Consider the following 23,755-nt stretch of genomic DNA (forward strand, 5'->3'; position numbering starts at 1 on the left):
CGCGCAGCGCGCAAGCGCGCTGCGAATTCCCGCGCAAGCGCGGGAATTGAATTCCGCAAGCGGAATCCTAAAAGCGGGTCAATTCGCGCAAGCGCGAATTGGGAGCACCCGCGCAAGCGCGGGTGCCGAGGCTGGCAGCAAGGGAAAGTGCATCACGCTCGCGCCTGTGTAGGGCTTGGGAATCTCAGCCACCATCCCCGCAACGGAAGTGACGGACCATTGGTCTGACGGGGGGTCGGCCCCACCGCAGTGACGAGCTCCGCTGCGCTCCACCCGAACCCCTCCCCCACCCTCGAACCCGCGCTGACACGTTCACCAATACCCCGCCAGCATACACGCCAACCGGCCTCGGTGGGAGAGACTTCGACGATGCGTCACCCAGGAGTGCGAACAGGCGGTGCCGCTGATGCATCACGGACACTCGCTGTGTAGCGTTTGGGTCCTGGCTGCGCTACCGCTGGCCGCTCCAAAACGGACCCGCACTTTCCAGAATTGCGCCGCCTTGAATTGCTCAGCCACAGAACGGAAGCTCAGATATGGGTGCGCCACAATTCGGCGTGCGGAGGTACCGGAGCCGAACGGCCGCCAGGCCGGGCGGCGGAACCCCCCACCGGCATCAGTCACGCCTCCATGCCTTTGATCGTCACGGCTGGTACCACCCGAGACGCAGCTCCGCTGGTGCCGCCTACGGCCCGCACCGAACCCACGGAGCTGCACGCGAAGCCTCCTCAGCCTCGTCCAGGGACCGAGGCGCAGCAGCTGGCGGATGGAGCCGCGGCCTTCACGCCCTGGTGGCCGTCTCGCCGCTGGATTGAGCGGCGGAAGGGGCACAGCGAGGGGCCGCAGGGGGTGAGCCTCTAAAGATCAGATAGGCGCGGAGCTGTGACCTGCGGAAACGCGAAAGTTCTATTCCCCTGCACGCATAGATCGTGGTCGCGGGGCCGGAGATGTATGCGGCCTAGCCGACTAGATCTCCCCTGGCTAGGGACACGCCGGAAGTGAATGGATCTCACGCATAACATCACTCGTGAGGTATGTTATGCGCCTCAGTGATCATGGAGGGAAGTCAGTGGCTCAGCCCTTGAGAAGCAGTGCGCCGGCGCCTTCGCGGACGTCGCCACTGGCTCCTGCCCCCGAGCCGGAGCGGGACTACGTCAACGGTCTCGAATCCGCCGCGGCCCTGCTCAACAAGTTCAAGGAGCTGTCCAAGGGCGGGACGTTCACCTACGACCGCAAGCGGCGTCCCTACGCCTTCTACGGGACGAACCACTCCAGCGTCTCGGACGTGCTCCAGGCGAACCTGTGGAAGTTCCGGCTGACGACGGTGGCCCGGGACGTGCTGGACTACATGGTCACGCACCACGACAAGCAGGCCCTGGTGAAGACCACCCAGGCGAAGCTGGGCGAGCACTTCTGCTGTTCGCAGACCAAGGTCAGCAAGGCCATCGGAGAGCTCACTCGACACAACTTCACCTGGAAGGAGAAGCGCGGGCTGTACCGGCTCAACCCGCTCTACGCTTATGGGTGGGGCAGTGACCATCACCGGGAGCTGGTCGTGTCGCTGCAGACGGTTCTGCTGGAGCACCAGATCGAGATTCCGACGGTCGGGAAGAAGGAGACCTCGCGATGAGCAGCACGATTGCCGGATTCCACAACCCGCAGCTGTTCGAGGTCCTGCCCAACGCGTGCCTGTCGGCGACCGCCCGCGACATCTTCGACGTGCTCACCGCGCGCCAGGAGCCCGGCGGCCTGGTCCACATCCGTCAGCAGGAGATCGCCCAGCGCCTGGGCCTGTCGCAGTCCGCGGTCTCCCGCGCAATCGGGCAGCTCCGCGACAAGGGCATCATTAGCGAGCGCCAGCGCAAGGGCACGCTGCTCATCCACCCACTGCTGGCCGGCTACGAATCGCTCGCCCACATGACCAACCACCTCGAGGCCCCGGACACCCACGTGTGGCCCATCAACTTCCCCGTCGGCGACATCCGCCCGCCCCGCGTACGCGACGGCCGCACCGGCACCGACTTCGACCCCGACCCTGACGGTGGTGAGGACGCGCCCGCCCCCGAGGCCCGACCCGCCCTCCGCCTAGCCGGCTGAACCTGAGTTCCTCGCACACCACCACGGCGCCCCCCGACCGGGAGGGCGCCGCCGTCGTTCCCGGCCGGGACGGAGCAGCACGCCGGTAGCACTAGCTACACCGGATCGTTCTGGAGCGGCAGAACAAACCGGCGCCACCCGCTGCACCATCCCGGGGCAGGCCTCCGACCCGTGCAGCACCCTTGTGCTACGCGGGCCCATGTAAATGCTGCGCTGCACCCACGACACCGCCCTGCTGCCATCCGACGGCCACCACCAGGAGCAGGACCAGGTCCCTGCCGCAGGCCCTCGCCTCACACCTGACAACCTCACACCACCCCACGCCCACCAGGGAAAACAGGGTGTGTGACTCACAGCAGGAGCCGGGTGTCCGCGAGCGGCGGCGGTCAGAGGACGGTGCCGTGCAGGGCGCGGCGGTCACCGGATATCGCGTAGCGGCGGGCGGCGAGGCCGTGATCGAGGGGCTCCCCGACCTCCTCACAGAGCAGGGCGAGGACGTCGGCCGCCTCGGTGTCGGAGAGGTAGGCCGGCGCGACTTCGAGCATCAGCTCGCCGATCGCGTGGGTGCTGGCGGCAAGTTCGTCGACGACGCGGCGCAGCGCGGCGATGGTCGGGTCCGCCGACGTTTCGTCGGACGGCGGGGGCGGCGCGGTTCGGATGTCACGGACGGCCTGGCGGACTACCGCGCGCACTGTGGCCTCATCGAGGGCCTGGAGGCCGCTGTGAGCGAGCGCGGCGAGTCGGCGGGTGATCAGCTCCGCGACGTCGCCACTACGGGCGGAGACGGCGATCAGGGCGCGCTGGGACAGGCCGTAGTCGAGCGCGGCCGCGCCGTGCGGGTCGCTGTCTCGCGTGCGAGACGTCTCGGTGCCGGCGGTGACCGCGCCGTGGATCGCGGTGAGGGAGCGGGCGACGTCGAGCAGCCGGTACGCCTGCGCGCGGCTGATGCCGAACTCCGCGGCGCAGTACGACTCCCAGCTGCCGTGCCCGAGCGGTACCCAGACGCGGGCGGCGTGCGCGTCGCGGACCCGGGCGGCGAGCACCGCCACGGAGCGCCGGACGTCGTCCATCGCCTCGCGCAGCCCGGCCGTCATCTCTCGGGCGCGGGCCTCGGTCAGCGGCGGCCGCGCCGGTTCGGCGCCGTGCTCCTGGTCCTCGTGCTGCTCGCCCACGACTCCATCGTCCTCCGGCCCGGCGGGCTCCACCAGGGTGTGCGGGAGCACCGGCGAGAGCTGTGCCTCACACCCTCATAGCCTCACAGTTCACCTCGTCTACCTGGGGAAACGGCCTGTGAGCCTGCCAGCCTCACAGCGTGACACCGTGCGGTGCGCGGGTCTGTCACGCTGATCTGCGATGGCGGGTGCGGGCCCGCCGCACGACGTGAAGGGGGCCAGGTGGCGGGGATCGAGCGGGAGCCGGCGGAGGTGCGGATACCCAAGGCGGCGCTGGACGCCTTCGCCGCGGCGCTGAGCGTGCGCACGGTGGCGATGCGGACGTGGCCCGACGGCATCGAGTGGATGTACCCGGTGGGCACGTGGGAAGAGGCGCACCTCGAGGTGGCACTCATGCCCGGCGGTGAGGAGGTATGGCTGCGGATGTCCACCGACCGCTCCAGCGTCGCCGTGTGGACCATCGAGCAGTGGTGGGAGTTCGCCGGCGAACTGCCCGGCGCGGCGCCGCAGGACTGAGGTGCGGTGCTGGGGGTCACCTGCTCTTGATGATCCGGCTGATGTCGAACGGGACTTCCTCCGCCAGCTTGAACAGCGGCTCCAGGACGCCGTGGTACACCGGGTCGGTGTGGGGCGGGCAGTGCTCGGTCAGCAGACAGCCGGCGGCTTCGTCCTTGGTTCGGGGGTGGGCCGCTTCCTCGTCTGCGGCGATCTCCACTACGAGCTCCATCGCGTGGTCCACGCCGTCGCGCACCCGGGCCCACCGCCGCGCCGTGTCCTCGCGCTCGTTCGGAACGGCACTGTGGTGCGGGCGCTCGGGCAGGAGATCGGCCACCGGCACCGACAGCGCCTCGTGCAGCCGTCCCAGGGTCGGCTCCTGACACAGTTCTTCCACGGTCGCGGCCGCCAGGGGCGGCTTCGCCTCCGCGACGCGCTGCAGGACGGTGACGCCCAGGACGACCGCCGCGGCCGTGTACCGCCAGGCGGTCAGCGCGACGTGCCGCTCGTACGCGGCCGCGCCGCTCGCGATCTCCTGGACGGCCTGCCCGTAGAACGGGAACGTCGTGTTCGCCTCGTGCATGTCGGCCACGTCACCGCCGCACTGGAGCCGGTCCCAGACAGCGCTCGCCGACTGCAACTCGTACCGCGCGGTCAGCAACGCCGCGTTCAACGACCGCAGCGCCCCCAACTCGACCGTCGTCAGCGAGCCGCGCTCATCGAACCGTGCAAACCGCATCGCCACTCCCCACCCCGGGCCCTGATCAGTCCCTGGCACGCTACCCGGCACTGCGGCAACGGGTGGCGACTGCGAGCGGATACGCGTTGCCGCCCGGGTGGCAACGGGTGGATACGGCCTCTCGGGCCGCACGTTCGCGGCACACTCGGCCCATCAGCGTGCGTGGACAAGGAGAAGTGCGATGCCCGTGAAGATCACCCCCGACGACGCGTACGACGACGCGACCGACACCCTGCGGGTCGGGCGGCACGACCTTGAGCGGCTGCTGCTGGAGTTCCGTGCGCTGGTCGCGAAGCAGGAGCCGGGCGGCTGGAGCCACATGAAGGACTACGACCTGTCCTTCGAGCGCCTGGCCGACGCCGTCGACGCGGCGACCGCGGCCCGGCGGGGTGCCCGCTGGGAGGGCCCCGATCTGCGGATGCGCTGCACCACGACCGAGGCCGCCTACACCTGGCCCGCGGGCGCCCCGTACGACGGTGGGACGCCGGTCGTGTGGAACGTGCCGGGCTACGGTTCCCACGCCGCCTCCGGCGATCCCCGGCGCCCCCGGCCGAAGGCGCTGTGCGGCTTCAGCTGGTCGACGCAGGAGGGCCGTGTCGTGGACGGTCTGCCGGACTGCCGTGAGTGCCTGCGCGAGGTCCAGCTCGGTGCCGAACGGCCCCGCAGCCGCTGATGACTGCCGGTTGCCGCCCGGTGACTACCGCTGGACGGCCGTCGACGATGCGAAACGCCCCGACCCAGCAACTGCAATGCCGGGGTCGGGGCGTAGCAGAGCGACAGAGTCATTCTGCTGGTTCCTCTTCGCTGAGCAGCTTGATGAGATGTGCGAGTTCTTCCGGTTTGAGATTCCTTCTGAGTGCCCGCGCTGCTGACTCTGGCTTGGACACCGGCACGCTGATCGTGCGAGCCCGGAAGCCTCCCTGGACCATGGCTGCGTGCGCGCTCAGCTCTCCAGCCAGGACCCGAGCATGGAGTTCTGGCGCGTCCTTCTGTAGGCGCCGTAGTGCGGCTGCCTGCTTGGCGCTGGGAGGCGTTGCTTCACTGCTGTGGGGGTCGGGATCGCGAGAGGTTTTCTCGCCTCCTAGGGCGCGGTCGAGCAGGTCGAGGGCGGTTGGGTCATCAGCGACCATCCGCCGTACCAGGTCGACTGTCGCGCCCAGTCCTTTCAGAGGCGGAGTCGTCACGAAGTCGACGAAGTCCGTGTGCTGCACGACTTCACCGCGGACGGTCTCGAACTCCTGCCAGGCCCCTTCTTCCAGCACACGACTCAGAAGGGGCGGGGTGTGCTTCAGGCCGTGCCCGCCCCGGTCCACAGTCGACGAGAGCGCGTCGATGAGGCTTCCGCGGGCCCGGAGCGGGCTGGAATCGGTCACGTGATCTCCTTCAGCCACCGGTGAGCGAAGGCGGCACCGGTCTCGAGCTGCTTGATACTGGCATCCGCGCGCTTGCGGACGCCCATCGCCTCGTTGATCCTGCCTTGTACAACCGCATGCTCAAGACCCGCCACGATGCTGATTCGGCGTGCGAGGCGGCTCACCTCGTCCCGCTTGAGCTTGCGGAGCCGGAACGCGGGGGTACCTGCGTTGGCGTCCTTTGCGGGCGCCGGAGTCTCAATGGTGACGCGCGCTTGGGGGACTCCGAGCTGTTCCCTGACCATCTGACGCAGGGAGGGCAAGGCGCTGGAGGGGAAGGAGTACTGCTGCAGTATGCGCTGTGCGTACTCGTGTTCCTCGGGCGTGTACTCCTCACCACCATGGATGGCCCGGTCGAACGTCGGCTCGGAGGCAGCGATCGGAATCCTGGCAAACAGCTCGAAGGTCTGTTGCCCGTTTGACTCCTCTCCCTGCTCCTTCTCGAACTCCTCTTCCTCCAGCTTGAGCTCGTGCTGGATCTCCTTCTCCACCTGGGCCGCCAAAACCCGCAGGGGAGCGATCGCCGGGGCGAAGATGAGGGCGGGGTGTTCTTCGTCCTTCTTTCGACGCACGAACCGGCCTACGGCCTGGCGGAAGAACATCTCGGTCTTGGTCTGGGTTGCGTAGACGCCCACGGCGAGACGCGGTACGTCGACGCCTTCGGAGACCATGCGCACTGCCACCAGCCAGCGAGCGGTGCTCTGGGCGAAGGCTTCGATGCCGGCGTTCGCTTCAGGGCCGTCCTCACTGAGGACGACCGTGGGCCTTTCACCGGTGATCTCGAAGAGCATTTGCGCGTACGCCCGTGCCTGCGAGCCTCGATAGGCGATGACCAGACCCCCAGCCTTGGGGACTTCGGTGCGCAGTTGTCGGAGGGCGTTGTCGGCGTGCCCGAGCAGCTTGCGCATCCAGCCGGTGCCCGGGTCCAAAGCAGTTTCAAGTGCGGCCGATGCATCGCTTCGTTGGAGCTCCGCCGACAGGTTCGCGCTGGACGTGACGTGGTCTGAGCCCTGCCACTTCATCTCGCCGTCGTAGAAGTGGAAGTCGACCTGGCGGCAGACGCCGTCGCGGATCGCCCGTCCGTACCCGTAGGAGTAGTCGGCCTGGGACTTTCCGTCTTCGCCATACTGCACGAACGGGATGGGGTTGTTGTCCGAGCGGAACGGTGTGCCTGACATCGCCAGCCGTCGGCGCGCAGGGCCGAAGGCCGTCTGCACCGCAGCGCCCCACGCCTTCTCGTCACCGGCGTGGTGAATCTCGTCGAGGATGACCAAGGTCGGCCGTTGGCCGCAGCCCAGACGGTGAAGATCCGGAGTCGAGGCGACCTGCGCATAGGTCAGGACAGCGCCCTTGTAGTCGGAGGGGTTCTCGAGTCCGTCCGCGTTCTTCGTGGACGGATCGAGGGCGATGCCGCATTTGTGTGCGTTGTCGGCCCACTGGACCTTGAGATGCTCGGTGGGGACGACGACGATCACGCGCGTGATGACGCCAGCTGTCAGCAGTTCGTGGGCCACGCGGAGAGCGAAGGTCGTCTTGCCGGCTCCGGGCGTTGCGACGGTCAAGAAGTCGCCCGAGTTGGAGCCGAGGTAGGCATCCAGTGCTTCGCGCTGCCAGCCACGCAGGCTCGGCCCAGTCCAACCCATGGATCGGTCTCCCTTGCTCAGGTTGCATGCCGGGCACAGCGCCTGGCCGTTGACTACGTCGGTAGGGCCGCCATGCGTCCACGCCTGTTTGTGGTCGGCGTGCCATCCGGGCAACAGGGGGGAGCCACAGGCTCCGCACTTGCCCCCAGAGGCGAGAAAGAGCGCCACTCGCTCACTCGAGTTGAATGACCGACGTGAGTCACGGAAGTCTGCGGGCAACGCGAAACCCCTCTCGTAACAGCGCCGTTACGACGTGTCAGTAAGCCTGCCAGAGGGGTCTGACAATCGGGTCGCCCTCACGACATTTGGTGCGTCAGCCTTTGCAGGCATCGCTGGACGCAGCCGGCCGTCTCACCAGCCGCGGCGCCCAGGACGCCCCAGACCATCTGCTCCGCGTGCTCGGGCAGTGCGGCGAGCACCTTCGCCTTCGGTAAGTCGGCGGGAGGAGCTCCTTCTGCGGCATCCACCGATGATGGCCCACCCCACTGACATCCCCGGCCCCGCCAAGTCCTGTCGCTGGGGAAAACCCCTGCATCAAGGACCTGTTGGAGGCCTACGCTCCCGTCATGTACAGCAGCGCCTATCCCGTGCCGTTGACTGGCGGCGGCTTCCGGCTCGGAGTCTTCGACACCTCGGTGCTCACATCGGACGTCACCGCCGCCCTGAAGCGCGGCCAGCCGTCATCGATCCTCGCCGGGATGCGGCACGGGACGCTGCGCGGGTTCATCCCGCACTACGTGTGGGCGGAGGTCCCCCGTGTGCTGGCCGACCGCACGCGTGAGGGCGGCACCTTCGATCTCGCCCAGGCGGAGCGGCTGTGGTGGCAGCAGTACGTGCCGCTGCTGCACGTCGTAGACGTGAACGGGCTTCCCATGACGGCGGCCGCCCACAAGCTCGCCCACGAGGACCTCAGCGACGTCGGCATCCTCCAGCTCGCCGGCGTACTCGCCCCCGTCGTCCTGCTGGCCGCCGACCGTGACCTGATCCGCCAGGGCGTCGCCGTCCCGAACTGGGAAGCGATTCGGGCTGTGCTGGGGAGGATCGGCAAGGCGGAGGCGGGCATGCAGGGCAGCACCAGCACGATCGTGGGAGCCGGATACGGTCTGGCCGGAGCCGTACGGCTGGCCCGAGCCCACCCGGTGGCCGCCACCGTGGCGGTTGCCGCCGCCGGCTCCTATGCGTACCTCAACCGCAGCCGGTTCTCCAGCGACACTCGCGCGAAGCTTGCCCGGTTCGGCACGGAGGCCTTCAAGATCCTGGGCGAGCCGTTCGTCCAGCACGAGGTGCACGGGCGCGACTGGGCTCAGGCGCAGCGCGGCACCGCTGGGGACGACGTGCTCTCGCAGGTCGCTCGCCTGCTCGCCCGCGCGCCCGAGCCAATGACCCGGACCGACATCCTCGCCGCGCTCCCCGCCGCGGTTCAGGAACCGCACCGCCGGCAGATGGACGGACTGGGGCGGCTCCTGCACCGCTTCCCCGCCTTCCATCAGGCAGCACCCGGCCTATGGCAGCTCGGCAGGAACAACATGCAGATCACCGCCTCGCCTTGGGCGTAGAGCGGCGGAACGGCAGTGGTAGGCCATGCAGGACGCAGATGGCTACGATGCGAGACGACCTGACCCCGGCAGTTGCGATGCCGGGGTCAGGTCGTTGCCACCGGTGGCTATCCGAGCCAGGTGATGGTGAGGACGGACAGGCGGCGCAGGGGGCGGTTCACCCAGTAGGTGAGGGAGAGCTGGCCAACGGAGGCGTGCCGGACGTCCTCGCCCTCGGGGTCGTCGGTGTTCCACTGCCGGAAGCCCCACGGATCGGCCGAAGCGGCGTCCAGGACGTCCCACACCATGTCTTCGACGTGTTCGGGCAGGGTGTCGAGGACCTTCGCGGCCGGGGCGGAGAAGCGGACCGCGTACGGCTGCTCGGTCACTGGCGCCGCCCGCGGAGTTCTGCCATGTCGATGAAGTCGCTGTCGTCGTAGCCGGAGGCGACGAACGCGTCGACGGCCGAGGCGGAGGCGAGGCGGCCCTGCCACTCCTGGAGGACCTCGTACAGCCCGGCGAGGGAGAACGTGCGCCGCGATTCCTCGAGGGCGGCAGCCCACTCCCGCTCGAAGGCCGGCACCCAGGTGTCCGCGCGCCGGTCGGCGCGCAGCTGGGCGAGGAGTTCGGCCGGCGCCCCGGGCGCGGGGGCGTACGGCGTGACGGGTGCGTGGTCGGGCTGCGCGCTCATCTGGTCCTCCCGGCGGGTCGTCACCTCACGGTACGCGCGCGGGATCGCCGTGGATGCGGTCATGGGCAGATCCCTCCTGGGGGGGGTGAGGTGCGGCACGAGGGCGGGCCCTGGCAGTTGCGATGCCGGGGCCCGCCCTGTGGTGTGCCGACCAGATCAGGCGGCGGGGCTGAGGACCAGGGTGTAGTGGCGGCCGGTGTCCAGGTGGACCGTGAGGGTGTCGCCGTCGGCGGTGGCGGCCCGGTAGGCGGGGTGGGCCAGGAGCGCGGGGACGACGACGTCGCGCAGCACGTCGGCGGCGGGGCCGTCGGCCGGGGCCGGGGCCGGGGCGCCGGCCGGGGCCTGGAATACCTCGCCGTCGGGGCCGTCCTGGAAGTCGAGCACCCAGGAGCGCCCGGCCGCGGTGAAGACGATGTCGCCCTGAACGCCGGAGTCGGTGACGCCACTGATGCCCGGGTGGTCCTCCAGGACGTCGGCCAGGCGCACGGCCTCTTCGTCCACGGCGGTCAGTGGGCTCTTGGCGCGGTCGATAGGCGGAATTTCGGTGGTCACGCTTTTCGCTCCTAGTCAGTAATCCAGATCGAGGTAATCGATGTCGTTGATTGCCACGTCCGACAGTCCCATAGCGCGACCGCCGCCGTCCTGGAAATAGACCTCCTTGAACCCTTCGGCGATGATTCCGCGCATCTGCTGGTCGCTGGCCCCTGCGTCACGGGCGTCGAAGAGGCGGCGGGCGTATTCCGGGGGAAGGTGCACGGTGAGCCGGCGGAACCGTCCGTCGTCGGTCGTGCCGACGGATGCGGTGTAGCCGAACCGGGCCCGGGTCTCCACGGTGATCCCGCCCGTGGTGGCGGCCTGCTTCTGCCGGCGCTTGCGCACTAGCGGCTGCCAGCGCTGCCGTACGGCGTCGTCGATCTTCGCGGCGACGTCGGCGCGGGCGTGCTTGCGGGCGCCGCGCCGGTAGCGGTTGACGGAGTCGGCGGTGACCCCGAGTTCCGCCGCGACGGCCTTCGCGCTGCCGAACTGCTTGATCAGGAACCCGATCTGGCCCTTGAGGGTCTTGGGCGGCTCTTTGGTGAACGACTCCCGGTCGGCCCGCTCGATGGCGTTCTCGATCTCTCCGGCCACGATTCAGCTCCCTTCGGGGGTGGGGTCCTGGCCGTCGGGGTCGACCAGGTGGATCCAGGTCTCGCGCGTCTCGCGCAGGTCATGCCGCCACAGTTCGAACCGCGGCGAGGCCCGGCGGGCGCGCAGGGAGAACTGCAGGGCCTCCATGCGCGCCTCCAGGCGGTCCAGCGTTCGTTCCCGCTCCGCGTCGGCCTCGAGGGACCGTGCGCCGCTGGTGTCGGTGGCCACGCCTCTACTCGCCCTCGTCCAGGACGGCGTCGCCGCCCTTGATGTGGCGGGCCGGGTTGAGGCCCTTCTCCATCAGCTCCACCGCCCACAGCATCGGCTGGACGCCCTCCAGCTTCGCCAGGCCCGGCGTCGGCCCGAGGCGGAAGCCTCCCGGCTGCGGCTTGCCGGACGCCGCGTAGGGGAGGAAGTCCAGCGGGCTCGCGCCCGGCGAGGGGTAGACGACGCAGTCGGAGAGCACGGCGAGCGGGAAAAGCCCGGTCATCTTCGCCATGTTGTTGAGCTTGCGGTGCATGTTGACCCGGGCCTTGCTGATGACGGCGGCCCGGATGTCGGGGCGCCAGGTCGGCCGCTGAAGGGCCGGCCACCGCTCGCCCTCCTTGTAGTGCTTGCCCTGCGGGCGCTCGCGGAGCTTGCCGACGCCGCCCTTCACCGTGGCCTTGATGGCCGCGAGGACGGCGGCCAGGGCCGGGTCGACCTGCTTGTGCTGCTCCATCGCGGCAAGGAACTGGCGGTCGTCCAGGTCCTTGGTGACGCCGAGGTCGGCGAGGGTGTCGACGTACGCGTTCTTGAGCCGGTCGTGCCAGGGGTCCAGGTACGCGCCGGTCTCGCGGCGCAGGTACGCCTCGATCGGGTGGACGTCGTAGCCGAGCTCCTGGGCGTAGGCGACGGTGTGCGTCTGGTACCAGGCCGGGCCCGTGGGCCGGGAGCCGTCCGGCGTGAACGGCGAGGGCAGGCGCGGGTCCAGCTCGATGTGGCTCAGGTCGACCAGCCAGCTCCCGGGGATCTTCGGGTTGAACTTCGGGGCGTGGAAGTGGTCCGGAGCGCTGAGGCCGACGACCAGGCGGGCCGCGGCGGCGAGGAACGCGGTGTTGAGGTCCAGGCCGACCGCGAAGGGCATCATGCACTCCTCATCGCTGAGCGAGTCCACCGACCGCACCCACTGGTACGCCTCCTCATTGAGGAACCCGCCCGTCCAGCCGGACTGAACGACGACCGGGTGCTCAGCGGTGGCCTCCGGCGGCGCCGGGTCCATCGGCTCCGTCCCGAGCGACCCCGGGTTGTAGGCGGAGATCCAGTTGCCGGTCTCCTCATCGCGCTCCGGCTTTGTCGGCGGGCGCAGCGCCGTCATCAGCTCCAGGCCCGAGACGGCCGTGGAGCCGCGCGGGGTGATGACCCGCTGGGCGTACACCCCGAGGACGCGGGCGATGTCGGCCGGCTCCATCTCGGCAACGCCGGGCCAGGACCGCTCATCGAGGGCGTCCCACGACAGGATCGCCAGCTGCACGCACTGCCGCTCGCGCCCCTGCGCCTTGCGGTAGATCCGCGCCCACGGGCCGAACCCGCGCTGCGTGAGCTGCCACTTGGCCTTCGTCACCTGCTTGACGACCGGGTGGTCCTCCGGCAGGCGCAGGGAGCGGCGCTGCTCGTGGCCCTCCAGGCGCTCGGGCAGCCCGAGCTTCACGGCGGCCGCGGCGGTGAGCACGATCAGCGGGTCGGAGTCCTTGCCGTAGCGGTTGAGCTTCGGCGCACCGAGGCCGGACTCGCGCAGCGTCCACTCCACCAGCTCCGGGATCGTGGTCGCCGGGCAGTCCAGCACGATCCCGTCGACGCCGTACGCGGAGCCGTCGCCGTCCAGCACGGCGAGCGGACCGTGCGGGAAGCGCGGGTCGACGGCAGGCTTGGCCGCCTTCTTCGCCGCCGGGCGCCGCGACGTCGCCGGACGGGCGGGGCGCTCCGGAGCGGCCGGGGCGGCGGGAGCCTCCACCGGCGCGGCGGCCGTCGCCTCGGGCGCGGCCGGGCCCGTGAACGTCTCCGGCGTCACCGGCTGCGGCGCGGCGGCCGGAGCCACGGGGGCGACAGGCGCGGCGGGGGTGCCGTGGGCGGGGTACTTCGCCGCCCACCCCTTCAGCAGCCGCTGGTACGCCTCCAGGCGCGGCGACTTCGGCTCGGAGCGGCCGTTCTCCCAGTTCTTGACCGTCTGCGTCGTGGTCTTCAGCGCGGCCGCGAGGCGGGCCTGGGTGATGCCGGCGGCCTCGCGGAGCCGGGCGCGTTCTGCCGGGGGCGGGAGCTGCGGCTCCTCCGCCAGCAGTGCGTCGATGTTCGCGAACAGCTCTTCCTCGGATGCCATGCGTGGATCTCCTCTCGTGCCCCCACTCTAGCAGCATTTACCCTAGCCTTTAACCCATTTCTTTAACCCATTTCTTTAACCCGTCGGAGTGACTTTGCGGCCCGGAGTGGACGACCGGCGCAGGCCCTGGCTCACAGCTGACAGGCTCAGCATGCGACGCCCTCACCTGGGGAAACACGGTGTGAGGCTCATAGATGGCGGACCGAGTTACCGAGAGATCACCCCGTCGGCCGGGCGGCTCGCTACGGTGGCGACCATGGCGGATCAGAGCGAGGCGCAGACGTGGTCGGAGCGGGCGCGGCTGGGTGCCATCGAGCCGCCGCCGGGCGCACCGGCCGGGACGGTGCGGATGGTCACCGGCAGCCGGGCCCGGCAGGTGACGGAGCAGGAGGCCCGCGACTTCGGGATCTCCACCGACCGGGTGTGCCTGGAGATCGAGCACGTCTTCTACGACGCCGACGACGACGTGCTGCGGCACACGATCACCGTCGACTTCAGCGGCCAGCCGTACGTCACCCGGCACGTGCCCACCCCCGAGGAACTCGCCCGCCGCGAGTAGCCGGCCCCGCCCTCCCGGACGCTCCCGCTGATCGGCGGATCTGGTTGGGCGCGGCCGGTACGGTGCCCACGACGACGTCGACAGCAGCAAGGGGGAGAGCGTGGCGAAGGTTCGAGACCGCGGCGAGGTGCTGGGCTTCGGGGTGCCGGCCTCGCTCTTCCTGCCCGGGGTCGCCTACCTCGGGATCACCAACGGCCACCAGTTCATCGCCAACGACTTCTTCGCCTTCATGTACTGCCTGGCCTGCGTCGGCTTCGCCTCGGTCCCGCTGATGGCGTGGCGCCGGGGCGGAGGCCGCTACGCCGACCCGGGCTTCGTCCGCTCCGCCTGGTTCCCGTGGCTGTTCACCACCGGGCAGGGCGTCGCCTACAGCGCCCCGCGCGGCGACGCGAACGTCTTCGTGCTGATCGTGGGCTGGGGCGCCTTCATCTACGCCGGGATGATCGCCCTGTACTTCCTCGCCCGCGCACTCTGGGCCGTCGACGACCAGGCCGCCCCGACCGGCACGGCAGCGCCCGGTACCGGAGCGCCGGAGTTTCGCACACCGGAGTCCGACGGCTGATCAGTCGACGACGTGCACGGTGACGTACATGTCCCCGGGCGCGCCGCCGTTCTTGCCGGGGCCACCGAGCTCGCGGAGCCGGATCTTCTGACCGTCACTGATGCCCGCCGGGATACGGACCTTGTAGGTGTGCTGCTCCCGGATGAGCCGGCCCTCCCCCTTGCATGTCGTGCAGGCCCGCGCCGCCTTCTCGTCTGTCCTGCTGGCGCAGGCGGGACAGGGTTGGTGGGCGGTGATCCGCAGCGGGATGACCGCGCCGTCGGTGGCCTCCTCCGCGGTGACGTCGATGTCGTGGGCGATGTCCTTGCCACGGCTGGGCGGGGTGGATCCGAAGTACCGGTCGTTGATCTCCTTGAGAGTGGCCCACACGTCTGCGCTGGCTGGCCGCTGGGCAGGGTCCTTGGCCATGAGCCGGCTGACCAGCCGCTCCAACTCCGCCGGGGCGTCCGGGCGCAGGGTGCGCACTGGTGCCGGCTGCTCGTTGAGGTGCTGGTTGACCAGACGCCAGGAGGTGCCGGTGAAGGGCCGTTGTCCGGTGACCATCTCGTAGAGCACGCAGCCCAGGGAGTACATGTCGGAGCGGCAGTCGAACGTGCCGGACAGAGCCTCGGGAGCCATGTAGGCGGGGGTCCCGATCAGGACGCCGGTCGTGGTGATGTCGTGCCGGGCGTCGCTGCTCCTGGTGATGCCGAAGTCGACGACCGTGGCCTCGCCGCTGGAGCGGACGATGATGTTGGACGGTTTGATGTCCCGGTGGGTCAGGCCCGCCTCGTGCGCGGCCTCCAGGGCGTCGGCGACGCAGGCCGCCGTGTACATGGCCTTCGACAGCGGGAGCCGCCCGGCCTCGAGGACCGTGCTGAGCGACTTGCCGGGCAGCAGCTGCATCACCAGGTAGGCGTGCAGACGCCCGTCGTACATCGCGGATCCGAAGTCGTGAACGGTGACGATGTTCGGGTGGGACAGACCGCCGGCGACCGCAGCCTCGCGGGCGAACCGGGCCACCTGCCGGTCGTGGTCCGCACCGCCGTCGCCGGCGAGGACCTTGACCGCCACCTTGCGGTCGACCCGGGGATCGTGCGCCTTCCAGACCTGACCGAAGCCGCCCGCACCGATCGGCTGAATCAGCCGATAGCGGCCGTCCAGCACGGTCCCTGCCTGCACGACTCCCCCTCTTCCAGCGGTCCCGCGACAGCAGCGCACGGTGTACCAGGCGTGTACCCGTCACGCTACGCCGTGACAACCACCAGTAACAGGGGGTGCTGTGCGGCTCAGGCCGTGTCGCGCAGTGCAGTCGACTGAGGGACGTCGGCCGTCGTCCCGGACTCCCGGGCCGCGCGCTCTTGCCGGGCCCGGCGCAGGGCGGCGGCCTCGGTGGCCGCGGCCTGGCGGCGGCGCTGTGCCCGGGTCGCCTCGATCGAGGCCGGCGCATCGTCCGGGATCACGTCCGGCTCGGGGAACGCGCGGCGGCTCAGCTCCCGCATCGCCGCCGTCTGCCGCTCCACCGCTTCCGCGATGGCCGGGTCCACCCTCGACGGCCGGGCGGCCTGGCGGTGCGCCTCGATGGCACGGCGGTAGCCGTCCGGCGGGGTCCGTCGCTGCACCGGCGCGGCGGGCACGGTCGGCGCAGTCGGGTCGGCGGCCGCCGTGGCGGGGCCGGGCTTCACGGGTGCGGGCGCCAGAACGTGCAGCGTGCGGACGTTCGCGCCGCGCACCTTCTCGTTGGCGGCCGCGACCAGCTTCGGCGCGCTCCAGCGCAGCTTCGTGCCGTACGCGGGGGCGTCGGGGGCGACGTCCAGGCGGCCGGTGTCCGCGTCGAACGCCACGGCCTGGACGTGCCCGGCGAGCTCCGGCGCGGCCGCGGCGAGGATGTCGTCGAACTGCGCCAGGACGCTGCCGCCTGCGGCCGGGGCGACCATGCCGCGCTCGGTCATCATCATGCTGATCGCGGTGCCGAGCCCGAGCGGCTCGCGGCCGTCGCGGCGTACGACCGTGCCGGTACGCCGCCTCGGCTTCTCCTTCCGGGTGCCGCCGTCCTTCTTCGCCGCTTCCCGGGCGGCGACCAGGGCCTGGCGCGCGAGGTCGACCCCGCTCAGCTCGCCGCTCATGCCGTCACCGCCTCGGCCGTACCGCCGTCCAGCGAACGCGCGGCGAGCCTGGTGAGCCGGTCCGTCCACGGCGCGGGCGCGGCCGTCTCGGTGCGGGCCGCCGCCTGCTCGCGCAGCTGCTCCAGCCGCGCCGTCAGCAGGTACTCGGAGACGCGCTCCCGGGCCGCGTCGGCGGCCTTCGTCGCGGCGGCGATGGCGTCCGCGCCGTTCGGGTTGTGCTGGAACCAGGGGCGGCCCTGCTCGGCCTTGTACGCCCGCCGGGCCTCGGCTTCGGCCTCCTCGGTCCGGCCCAGCATCGCCAGGGCGTTGTCCTGGTACTCCTGGACGGCCTGCTGAGCGGTCTGGAACGCGGCGAAGGCGTACGCGTCCTCAGCTGCCTGCGGATTGGCCTCCAGGGCTGCCACGTCGGTGATCTGCAGGAACTCCTGCCACGCGGTGGCGATGCTGTTGCCGATGGCCGTCCGGACTTCGGCGACGACGGCCGCGACGTTGCCCAGGTCGGTCAGGTCGGCGGACCAGGCCGCTGCGAGGAGACCGGCCTCACCGATCAGGGTCTCGGTCTGACGGCGGTGGTCGCACGTCTCGCACAGCCCGGCCGTCTGGTCCTGCCCGCAGTCCTCGCACGGCAGGGCCTGGCGCACCGCGTCGGCGGCGGCCGCAGCCTCACGTTCGCGCTCCGCCCGCTTCCGGGCAGCCGCACGGGCGGCATCGCGGCGGGCCTGCTCCGCACGGGCCTGCTCCCGCCGCCGCACGAGGCCCTCCGCCTCGATGGCCACCTGCTCGCGCAACCGCTCCTCGAGGACCCGGCGCCGCTCGCCCTCACTCAGGCCAGGCAGCTCCCGGTCGACCTCCGCCGCGATCTTCGCCCGCCGGGCACGCCGGATGTGGACCACGTTGCCGCAGTTCTCGCACTCCCCGCCGGTGTCCAGCCGGATCCCGTCGTCACAGCGCCGATCCGTGCACGCCTGACGCTGCACCAGGCCCCGCCGGATCAGCCACGGATACGGCCGGTCGACCAAGGCATCGCCGCCGGTCTCCTTCAGCCGGTCGGTGAGCCGGTCGGCCAGCAGCCGAGGCGCGCCACCCGGCAGCGCCAGCAGACCCTCCAGGCGTGCCAGCTCCGCCCTCGCGGCCGCCTCCACCTGGTCCTGCTGCCAGCCCGACAGCCGCTCCCACAGGCCCGAGACCGGCCCCAGAGCCACCCGCAGACCAAGATCAGCCGGAAGGCCCACCCTCCGCTGCTGCTGCGCCTTTCCACCACCCACGGCCTTCAGCCGACCACCGGCCACAGCCCCGGCAGCACGCTGCCCACCCCGCTCATCGACCGAGGACTCCTTCGGCTTTTCCCCGCGAAGCGGGCCGCCCTCAGCCACCGGCGACGCCGACCCGGCAGCGGCGGTTTCGCCGTCGACGGCCTGGTCCTCGCGCACGCACACGCGCTCCGGCCGACGGCCTTCACCCCCACGGCCTTCGCCGGAAAAACCACAAGAGAGCTGAGGAGGAACTACAGGAGTAACCACAGAAGCGTGGACTGCGTGGAGCTCTGCACCATCGGGACGCTCCTGATCTCCCGCACTTTCACCACCCTCAGCACCGCAGATCCCAGACGTACCAAGGGCACCAGCCACATCAGCGGGAGCATGATCTCCGCACGCACCATCAGGACGCGCCAAAAACACGGTCTCGGAGCTCTGAACAGCCTCCACAGAAGCCACGGTGCGGCCGTACGCGCGGGCGACCGGCAGCAGCATGACCTTGCCCCGGCCGTTCATCCGCGTCGTCGTGGACTTGCGCTGCCGGGCCACGACACCGGCCTCCGTCAACCTGGCCAGGACCTTCCGCGCCCCGGACGGCGAGCAGCCCAGCAGCCGCGCCAGCGTCGCCGCCCCACGCCCCTCCTTCTTCTTGATCGAGCCGCCGCACAACTGCAGCCAGCCCGACGCCCTGGTGTTCAGCACCATCAGCAGCAGCCCGAGCCGGTCCGTCGCGGCCCCCTTGCCCGTGCGGCCGGCCAGCAGTCCCGGTGGCGTCGGCTCCTTGTTCTCCGGCCTCCAGCCGTGCCCGAACAGGGCCTCGATGAGGCGCAGCAGCGTCGCCAGCTCCGCCTTGGACAGCGCCAGCGGGTGACCCGCGCCCCCACCGTGGTGGGCGTTCCACAGCGGCATGACCAGGCAGTCCAGCCCGGTCGGGTGCCCCTTCGCGTCCCTCACCACACGGGTCCGCAGCGCGCCCGAGCCACGCAGCACAGGCAGCACCTTGTGGTGAACGGTCGACTCCTTCACGCCCATCCACCGACCGAGCTCCGAGCCCCAGATGGAGGTCTGGAGGTCGTCCTTCTCGCCCTGCGGCGCCCGCGACTTCGCGTACAGCACCACCGCCGCCAGCTTCGCCGCGTCCTTCAGTCCAGCGATCGACGGGTCCGACAGCAGCGCCTGGACCGCAGCGCGCAGCCGCAGCCGCATCGCGCGACCGAGGCGCAGCGGGTCGTCCAGGTTGCCGTCGCCCGACTCGCCCGAGGCCGGCACCGACCGCAGCGCGTTCCGCTGCCCGGGAAGGACCGGCGCGTCGAGCACGGCGTCGTCGGCGAGCTCCGGCAGCATCGCGGCCGCGCTCACAGAGACACCCCCCAGGTCAGGCGGGCCGCCGAACCGGCGACATCCGTGTGACAGTGAAGGGGTGTGATGTACGTCACATTCCCGCCAGGAGGGACACCACAACCAGCAGAAATCACCCCCGGCGGGGTTGCGGCCTGGTCGTGGTCGACCTGACAAGACGACTCACGCTCGTGCACTATGGCGATACCGACCTTCCATATGGATCAACGCAGACGGGCCCCTTGGCCGGGGCCGATCTCGATGGCTCGTGTGGCGGGACAGGTGGGCCCCCTCCGTGAGGAGCGGGCTCAGTACGAAGGCCCAGTAGCGAGCTCCTTTCGTTGCGGCGGTTTTCGAACTGGTGTTTCGAAGCCCTTGGCCGGGCCTCGAAACGGTGAAGCGGCACTTCGGTGTTGCTGACCGCGAAGCCCCTTGGCGGGGGCCCGCGGGTTGAGCTGGACCCAGAAGGGGCCCTTGTGGTCCTGGCTAGGGACCGGTGAAGCAATGGCCCTGATAAGGGGCCAGTGGGAAATCAGCGGCTTGATAAGCCGCGGCTCAGAAGCGGGAGCGAACCGATATCTGAGCGAACCGCTCTGGGTGGCGAATCCAGGCGGTAGACGGGCCGCGCGAGGCCGAAGAGGATGGCGAGTCCACTTCTTGGCGCGCGCGGCCGATGGCCGCTAGGTCATCCCAACCCCCTGAAGCTGGAGGATGGCGTCAAGCTGCGCGCTCACGCCCCGGATGGTGTGATCGCGATGAAGGAACGGCGTAGCAGCGCGTGCAGTTCCGCGCGGGCGGGTAGCCTTCATCCCGCGAGCACCTCCCAACCAGGTGTGTCGCCCAACGAGGCGTAGCCCCGTTCGAGAAGCCCCAGTGGACCAGGCGCGGTCCCTGGGGTTCTCGTTGTTTTGGATCACTTCTGGGGACAGCCTAGCCGTACGGCCAGACAGATTTGCGGGACGAATTCGCGCAGAGTCCGAGGTGCCCGGAATGCCGCGCCCGCCAGACGGGAAGCGCGCAGAATTCTGCCCGCCACGCGGGAAGTGAGCCGACGTCACAAGAACAGGCCGTGAAGCAAGGGCAGCAACGTGGATCACGACAGCCTGCCCAGATGCGAATTGACGGCCTTAGCGGCCGTAGCAAGCTCGGGCAGTTCCACGACCGTGACCCCCGCCTCTACCAACTGCTCGTAGCCGACACAGTCGTCGACGAACAGTGACGGCTCACGCCAGGCGATGACGACACGAGGGATGCCGGCCTCAAGGATCCGCTGAGCACATGGCGTACGGGAGGCGCTGCGCTGCGAGCAGGGCTCCAGCGTGCTGTACATCGTGGCCTCAGTGAGCCGCGGGTCGTCCTGGGGGAGTTGCGCGAGTGCGACCTCCTCCGCGTGCTCGTGAGGGCCGGTCGCGCGGGAGTAGCCGGCCGCCAGCTCGGAGCCGTCCGCACCGACGATGACCGCGCCGACCGAGAAGGCCCCCGTAGCTGGAGGGCACAGCGCGGCGAGGTCGATCGCACGCTGTATCCAGCGGAGGTCCTGGTCTCGGTCGGGCGCGTACATCAGCCGCGCTCCTTCGGGGCGTAGCGGATGAGTACGACGTCGTCGATCGCGCGGACCTCCAGCACCTTCATCCGGGCGGTCGATCCTCCGGGGTAGTCGGCGGCACCGAGGAAGCGGGCCGCCTCGGGCTGTCCGACCAGCAGCGGCGCGATGGCGAGGTGCACTTCGTCGGCGAGGTTCTGCGCCATGAGCTGGGTGTGGATCGTGCCGCCGCCCTCCACCATCAGCTGGCGGATACCGCGGCGCCCGAGCTCATCGAGGACCAGGCCCCAGTCGAGGTCCGGCCCGACACTGACGACGTCGGCGAGGTCTCCGAGCGTCGCGCGGACCTTCTCCACCGCCTCGTCCACGGTGATGACGAGCTTGTCGCCGCCGAAGTGCCAGAACTTGAGGTCAGCGGAGAGGTCACCGGACTTGGTGACCGTGACCTTGAGGGGGTACTCCGGCTTGCCGTCAGCCACACGCTGTGCGCGCCGCTCTTCGCTGTTCACCAGCAGGCGCGGGTTGTCCCGGCGCATGGTGTTAGCGCCGATCAGGATGGCGTCGGACTCCGCGCGGACCTGGTCGACGCGGTCGAAGTCCGGGGCGTTGGAAAGGCGCAGCCGCTCGGGGCTGGTGTCGTCCAGATAGCCGTCGACCGACATGGCGGCGGACAGCAGAACGTACGGGCGGGCAGTCATCTGCTCAGGCTTCCGTTTCAGTCTCGTGGAAGAGGGTGGAGTCGAAGGCGGCGCGGAACTCGGACACGACCGGTTCGCGCTGCCAGGGGATCAGGGCCTTGTCGAGGCGGGCGAGCTCGTTAGTGATGCGGCCGGAGCCGGTGTCCTCCGCCACGGTGAGCGCGTGCATCCCGATGGTGGCGGCCTGCTCCGGGGCGTGGGCTCCGGCCAGCGCAACGGCCTGCCGCGCCATGTAGACGCCGCGGTCGCGGTGGTATCCGTCAGGCATCAGCCGGATGGCGTCGGCGAACGCCTCCGCGGCCTGGTCGTGCTTGCCGAGGGCCTCCAGGCCCTGGGCGCGGTGGATCTCCACGTACGACGCGTTCAGCCAAACGCCCCACGGCGTCGGGTCGGCGGCGGCGCCATCGAGGGCGTTGCGGACATCGTCGATCGCCCGCGCGCTCTCGTCAGCGTCACCGCGCAGAGCGTGGCCATACGCCTCATACGTGCGCGCGACGGCGGCGAGCCGGCTGCGCGGCCGCGCCATCCGCTGGGCAGCTTCGGCGAGGTCGACCACGTCGACCAGGTCCCCGGTGTCGCCGGCCAGCTGGGCCTTGCGGGCCATGACGTACGTGCTGAGATCGCCGTCGCCGACCGTCTGCGACCACTGCATCGCCCGGTCCAGCCAATACGACGCCGCTTTCGGGTTGCCCAGGTCCTGGTAGAGCCAGGAGAGGAGCTCGCCGTACTGGGTCTGCAGCTCCATGAGGTCGTGCCGGTCGACGCCCTTGGCTTCACGCCGGAGTACCTGGATGACCTCGATGTGGTCGCGTACTGCGCTGACCGCGCGGTGTGGCCCGAGCAGGTTGTCGGTGTCGATCAGCACACGGCGGGTGCGGCGCAGATGCTCCACCGGTGTCGAGCCGTACGCCGACGCTGCACGTGCCTTGCGGACCAGCCCTGGTACCGAGCCCGAAGCCGCAGACGCCGGCGAACCGACACCGACCGCCGCAGCGGCTCCCAGCCCCACCCCCGCGCGCAGCAGCGCACGCCGATCCAGAGCCACCCAAACCACCGACCCATCAGCTAGACGACACGGGACAGAGATCCCTTCACCGTCCGACGCTGCCTCGTCCGGCACGGCCAGGGCCAGATCCACAGAGGACTTGGCCACATGAGCGGACGGATTGGCCACATGGCCACGGTCGTCGTCGATGCTCTCCCACAGCCGGAACAGCATGCCGTTCGCGCCCAGCTCGCGGTCCAGTAACGCGGCCTGCGCACGGTCAGCCTTCCGCTCTGCGCGCTCGAATCGTGCCAGGTGGCTGTGGTCGATCCTGGCTCGCTCGGCCAGACCCCGCAGGCTCAGGCCGCGTGTCTTTCGCAGCTCGCGCAGCTGGTATCCCCAGTTGTGCAACGGCGACACCCAAGGGGTCAGCTCGTTCGCCTTCTGCGCCATCCCGCCCCTATCCCTGTGGCCAGTGTGGCCAGTTCACCCGGCCACATGTCAGATCTGGAACTCGCGTCTCCCCCGCAACTAGAACCGACTTGAGCAGTCGAGCCCGGTCAGGGGGTGTGGTCAGTGGTCGTCGTCAGGTTCTCCGTCGTCATCAGCGAGTCGAGCGCTCGTATGGCGGCGGATCGAGTAGCCGATCTCGAACTCTTCGGCGCTCATCCTGGTGTCGTTGAGCTCAACCACCCTGCCGTCGGGGCTTGTTGTGACTCGCACGACGCGCAGGAGCGGAACACCCACGTCGGCCGGAAGGTTCAGTGCCTCCGCCTCTTCGGGGGAGGGCATGCGAGCCGAGACGCCTTCGCTCCAACGGAGCGGACGGTGTCCCATCTCCTCCAGGCGGTCGTAGATGCCGCCGGGACCGGTGTCGGCCTCCGCGAGCTGGGTGCCGCGGGCGATGTCAGCAGGGAGGTAGCTGGTCGCCAGTTGCTTCGGCTTCCTCGTCTCGGGATCGCCCATCACCCGGTCGCGGATCAGGACCTCAGCGCCGGTGTCGAGACCCATCAGGCCCGCCAAGTCGACGGGGATCACGCCCCAGCGGATGGTCGGCGTTTCCAGCGCCGCCCAAGTCTGGGCGGTCTGGTCGAAGAAGTAGCCGACCTCGTCGCGGAAGACCTGCCGCGACCGGGTGATGCGCCTCTTCTCCGGACGCTCGCGCACGATGGTCCCTCTGCGCCGCACCGCGACGACCAAGCCCTCCTGCTCCAGAAGAGTGATGGCGCTTCGCACCGTCTGGTAGCCGGCGCCGTACTGCTCCTGAAGCTCGGTCAGCATCGGCAGCTTGTCGCCCGGCAGGTACCGCCCCTCGCTGATCTGCTGCCGCAGGTCAGCGGCGATCTCGCGGTACGAGACGGGCATCGGAGCCACCTTTCGGAGTGCTGCTCGGATCTGATTCTAGGGCTAGCTCTATCAGGCAGCGATGGGCGAGCACAAG

At 70.1% G+C, this 23,755-nt stretch carries 24 protein-coding genes and 1 pseudogene; 7 read left to right on the top strand and 18 right to left on the bottom strand.

Annotated elements, in window-relative coordinates; genetic code table 11:
• Positions 1 to 1,069: 1,069 nt before the first annotated feature.
• Positions 1,070 to 1,630 (top strand): hypothetical protein, encoded by a 561-nt coding sequence (locus GTY56_RS24950; protein WP_161367566.1) that lies wholly within the window; start codon positions 1,070 to 1,072, stop codon positions 1,628 to 1,630.
• Entirely contained in the window at positions 1,627 to 2,097 is a 471-nt protein-coding gene (locus GTY56_RS24955) for a helix-turn-helix domain-containing protein (RefSeq protein WP_161367567.1), read from the top strand. The genes GTY56_RS24950 and GTY56_RS24955 overlap by 4 nt, the downstream gene beginning before the upstream one ends.
• Positions 2,098 to 2,483: 386 nt before the next feature.
• Here the strand turns inward: GTY56_RS24955 and GTY56_RS24960 are convergent, their stop codons facing one another.
• The gene (locus GTY56_RS24960) at positions 2,484 to 3,269 is read right to left on the bottom strand and encodes a hypothetical protein (protein WP_161367568.1); all 786 of its coding nucleotides are present in this window, start codon (positions 3,267 to 3,269) and stop codon (positions 2,484 to 2,486) included.
• 222 nt (positions 3,270 to 3,491) lie between these two features.
• Here GTY56_RS24960 and GTY56_RS40770 point away from each other — a divergent pair, with 222 nt between their 5' ends.
• Complete coding sequence (locus tag GTY56_RS40770) at positions 3,492 to 3,785, top strand: hypothetical protein (RefSeq protein WP_346345567.1); 294 nt, start codon at positions 3,492 to 3,494, stop codon at positions 3,783 to 3,785.
• Between the two features lie 16 nt (positions 3,786 to 3,801).
• Here the strand turns inward: GTY56_RS40770 and GTY56_RS24970 are convergent, their stop codons facing one another.
• On the bottom strand, positions 3,802 to 4,503 hold the full coding sequence (locus tag GTY56_RS24970; protein ID WP_161367569.1) for a hypothetical protein: 702 nt from the start codon (positions 4,501 to 4,503) through the stop codon (positions 3,802 to 3,804).
• A 181-nt stretch (positions 4,504 to 4,684) separates the two neighbouring features.
• Here GTY56_RS24970 and GTY56_RS24975 point away from each other — a divergent pair, with 181 nt between their 5' ends.
• Positions 4,685 to 5,176, top strand: coding sequence for a hypothetical protein (locus tag GTY56_RS24975; protein WP_237525018.1), 492 nt, complete (start codon positions 4,685 to 4,687; stop codon positions 5,174 to 5,176).
• Between the two features lie 109 nt (positions 5,177 to 5,285).
• Here the strand turns inward: GTY56_RS24975 and GTY56_RS24980 are convergent, their stop codons facing one another.
• The 3 genes and pseudogenes from GTY56_RS24980 to GTY56_RS41640 all read right to left on the bottom strand — a co-directional run.
• Positions 5,286 to 5,876 (bottom strand): hypothetical protein, encoded by a 591-nt coding sequence (locus tag GTY56_RS24980; protein WP_161367570.1) that lies wholly within the window; start codon positions 5,874 to 5,876, stop codon positions 5,286 to 5,288.
• Complete coding sequence (locus GTY56_RS24985; protein WP_237525019.1) at positions 5,873 to 7,558, bottom strand: DEAD/DEAH box helicase; 1,686 nt, start codon at positions 7,556 to 7,558, stop codon at positions 5,873 to 5,875. Before GTY56_RS24985 ends, GTY56_RS24980 begins: the two co-directional genes overlap by 4 nt.
• 15 nt (positions 7,559 to 7,573) lie before the next feature.
• Positions 7,574 to 7,726 (bottom strand): annotated as a pseudogene (locus tag GTY56_RS41640) (HNH endonuclease signature motif containing protein); the annotation flags it as partial.
• A gap of 398 nt (positions 7,727 to 8,124) precedes the next feature.
• On the opposite strand from GTY56_RS41640, the gene GTY56_RS24990 reads away from it, so the two are divergent.
• Positions 8,125 to 9,114: a PIN domain-containing protein gene (locus GTY56_RS24990; RefSeq protein ID WP_161367572.1), complete on the top strand. Its 990-nt coding sequence runs from the start codon at positions 8,125 to 8,127 to the stop codon at positions 9,112 to 9,114.
• Positions 9,115 to 9,221: 107 nt separating this feature from the next.
• Here the strand turns inward: GTY56_RS24990 and GTY56_RS24995 are convergent, their stop codons facing one another.
• The 6 genes from GTY56_RS24995 to tap form a co-directional block, all read right to left on the bottom strand.
• Positions 9,222 to 9,482, bottom strand: coding sequence for a hypothetical protein (locus GTY56_RS24995; RefSeq protein WP_161367573.1), 261 nt, complete (start codon positions 9,480 to 9,482; stop codon positions 9,222 to 9,224).
• Positions 9,479 to 9,784: a DUF6247 family protein gene (locus GTY56_RS25000; protein WP_161367626.1), complete on the bottom strand. Its 306-nt coding sequence runs from the start codon at positions 9,782 to 9,784 to the stop codon at positions 9,479 to 9,481. Before GTY56_RS25000 ends, GTY56_RS24995 begins: the two co-directional genes overlap by 4 nt.
• Before the next feature lie 156 nt (positions 9,785 to 9,940).
• Complete coding sequence (locus tag GTY56_RS25005; protein WP_161367574.1) at positions 9,941 to 10,336, bottom strand: hypothetical protein; 396 nt, start codon at positions 10,334 to 10,336, stop codon at positions 9,941 to 9,943.
• Between the two features lie 15 nt (positions 10,337 to 10,351).
• A complete protein-coding gene (gene tpg, locus GTY56_RS25010; protein ID WP_161367575.1) occupies positions 10,352 to 10,912 on the bottom strand; it encodes a telomere-protecting terminal protein Tpg in 561 nt (186 codons plus the stop codon).
• 3 nt (positions 10,913 to 10,915) lie between these two features.
• A complete protein-coding gene (locus GTY56_RS25015; protein ID WP_161367576.1) occupies positions 10,916 to 11,140 on the bottom strand; it encodes a hypothetical protein in 225 nt (74 codons plus the stop codon).
• Positions 11,141 to 11,144: 4 nt separating this feature from the next.
• Complete coding sequence (gene tap / locus GTY56_RS25020; protein WP_161367577.1) at positions 11,145 to 13,268, bottom strand: telomere-associated protein Tap; 2,124 nt, start codon at positions 13,266 to 13,268, stop codon at positions 11,145 to 11,147.
• Positions 13,269 to 13,524: 256 nt separating this feature from the next.
• On the opposite strand from tap, the gene GTY56_RS25025 reads away from it, so the two are divergent.
• A complete protein-coding gene (locus GTY56_RS25025; RefSeq protein ID WP_161367578.1) occupies positions 13,525 to 13,827 on the top strand; it encodes a hypothetical protein in 303 nt (100 codons plus the stop codon).
• A 100-nt stretch (positions 13,828 to 13,927) separates the two neighbouring features.
• Positions 13,928 to 14,389: a hypothetical protein gene (locus GTY56_RS25030; protein WP_161367579.1), complete on the top strand. Its 462-nt coding sequence runs from the start codon at positions 13,928 to 13,930 to the stop codon at positions 14,387 to 14,389.
• Here the strand turns inward: GTY56_RS25030 and GTY56_RS25035 are convergent, their stop codons facing one another.
• The 7 genes from GTY56_RS25035 to GTY56_RS25065 all read right to left on the bottom strand — a co-directional run bounded on the left by GTY56_RS25035 (position 14,390) and on the right by GTY56_RS25065 (position 23,679).
• The gene (locus GTY56_RS25035; RefSeq protein WP_161367580.1) at positions 14,390 to 15,550 is read right to left on the bottom strand and encodes a protein kinase domain-containing protein; all 1,161 of its coding nucleotides are present in this window, start codon (positions 15,548 to 15,550) and stop codon (positions 14,390 to 14,392) included.
• Between the two features lie 107 nt (positions 15,551 to 15,657).
• Positions 15,658 to 16,494: a DciA family protein gene (locus GTY56_RS25040; protein ID WP_161367581.1), complete on the bottom strand. Its 837-nt coding sequence runs from the start codon at positions 16,492 to 16,494 to the stop codon at positions 15,658 to 15,660.
• Positions 16,491 to 19,109, bottom strand: a complete 2,619-nt coding sequence (locus tag GTY56_RS25045; protein ID WP_346345568.1) for a hypothetical protein — start codon at positions 19,107 to 19,109, stop codon at positions 16,491 to 16,493. The genes GTY56_RS25040 and GTY56_RS25045 overlap by 4 nt, the downstream gene beginning before the upstream one ends.
• Positions 19,110 to 20,181: 1,072 nt before the next feature.
• A complete protein-coding gene (locus GTY56_RS41405) occupies positions 20,182 to 20,649 on the bottom strand; it encodes a cytidine/deoxycytidylate deaminase family protein (RefSeq protein WP_161367582.1) in 468 nt (155 codons plus the stop codon).
• Positions 20,649 to 21,329: a dihydrofolate reductase family protein gene (locus tag GTY56_RS41410; RefSeq protein ID WP_161367583.1), complete on the bottom strand. Its 681-nt coding sequence runs from the start codon at positions 21,327 to 21,329 to the stop codon at positions 20,649 to 20,651. Before GTY56_RS41410 ends, GTY56_RS41405 begins: the two co-directional genes overlap by 1 nt.
• A gap of 4 nt (positions 21,330 to 21,333) precedes the next feature.
• Positions 21,334 to 22,767: a helix-turn-helix domain-containing protein gene (locus GTY56_RS25060; protein ID WP_161367584.1), complete on the bottom strand. Its 1,434-nt coding sequence runs from the start codon at positions 22,765 to 22,767 to the stop codon at positions 21,334 to 21,336.
• A 120-nt stretch (positions 22,768 to 22,887) separates the two neighbouring features.
• Positions 22,888 to 23,679: a GntR family transcriptional regulator gene (locus GTY56_RS25065; RefSeq protein ID WP_161367585.1), complete on the bottom strand. Its 792-nt coding sequence runs from the start codon at positions 23,677 to 23,679 to the stop codon at positions 22,888 to 22,890.
• Positions 23,680 to 23,755: the final 76 nt, after the last annotated feature.

Origin of the sequence: Streptomyces sp. SID5643 (genome assembly GCF_009872555.1) — a bacterium.
GTDB lineage: Bacteria > Actinomycetota > Actinomycetes > Streptomycetales > Streptomycetaceae > Streptomyces > Streptomyces iakyrus.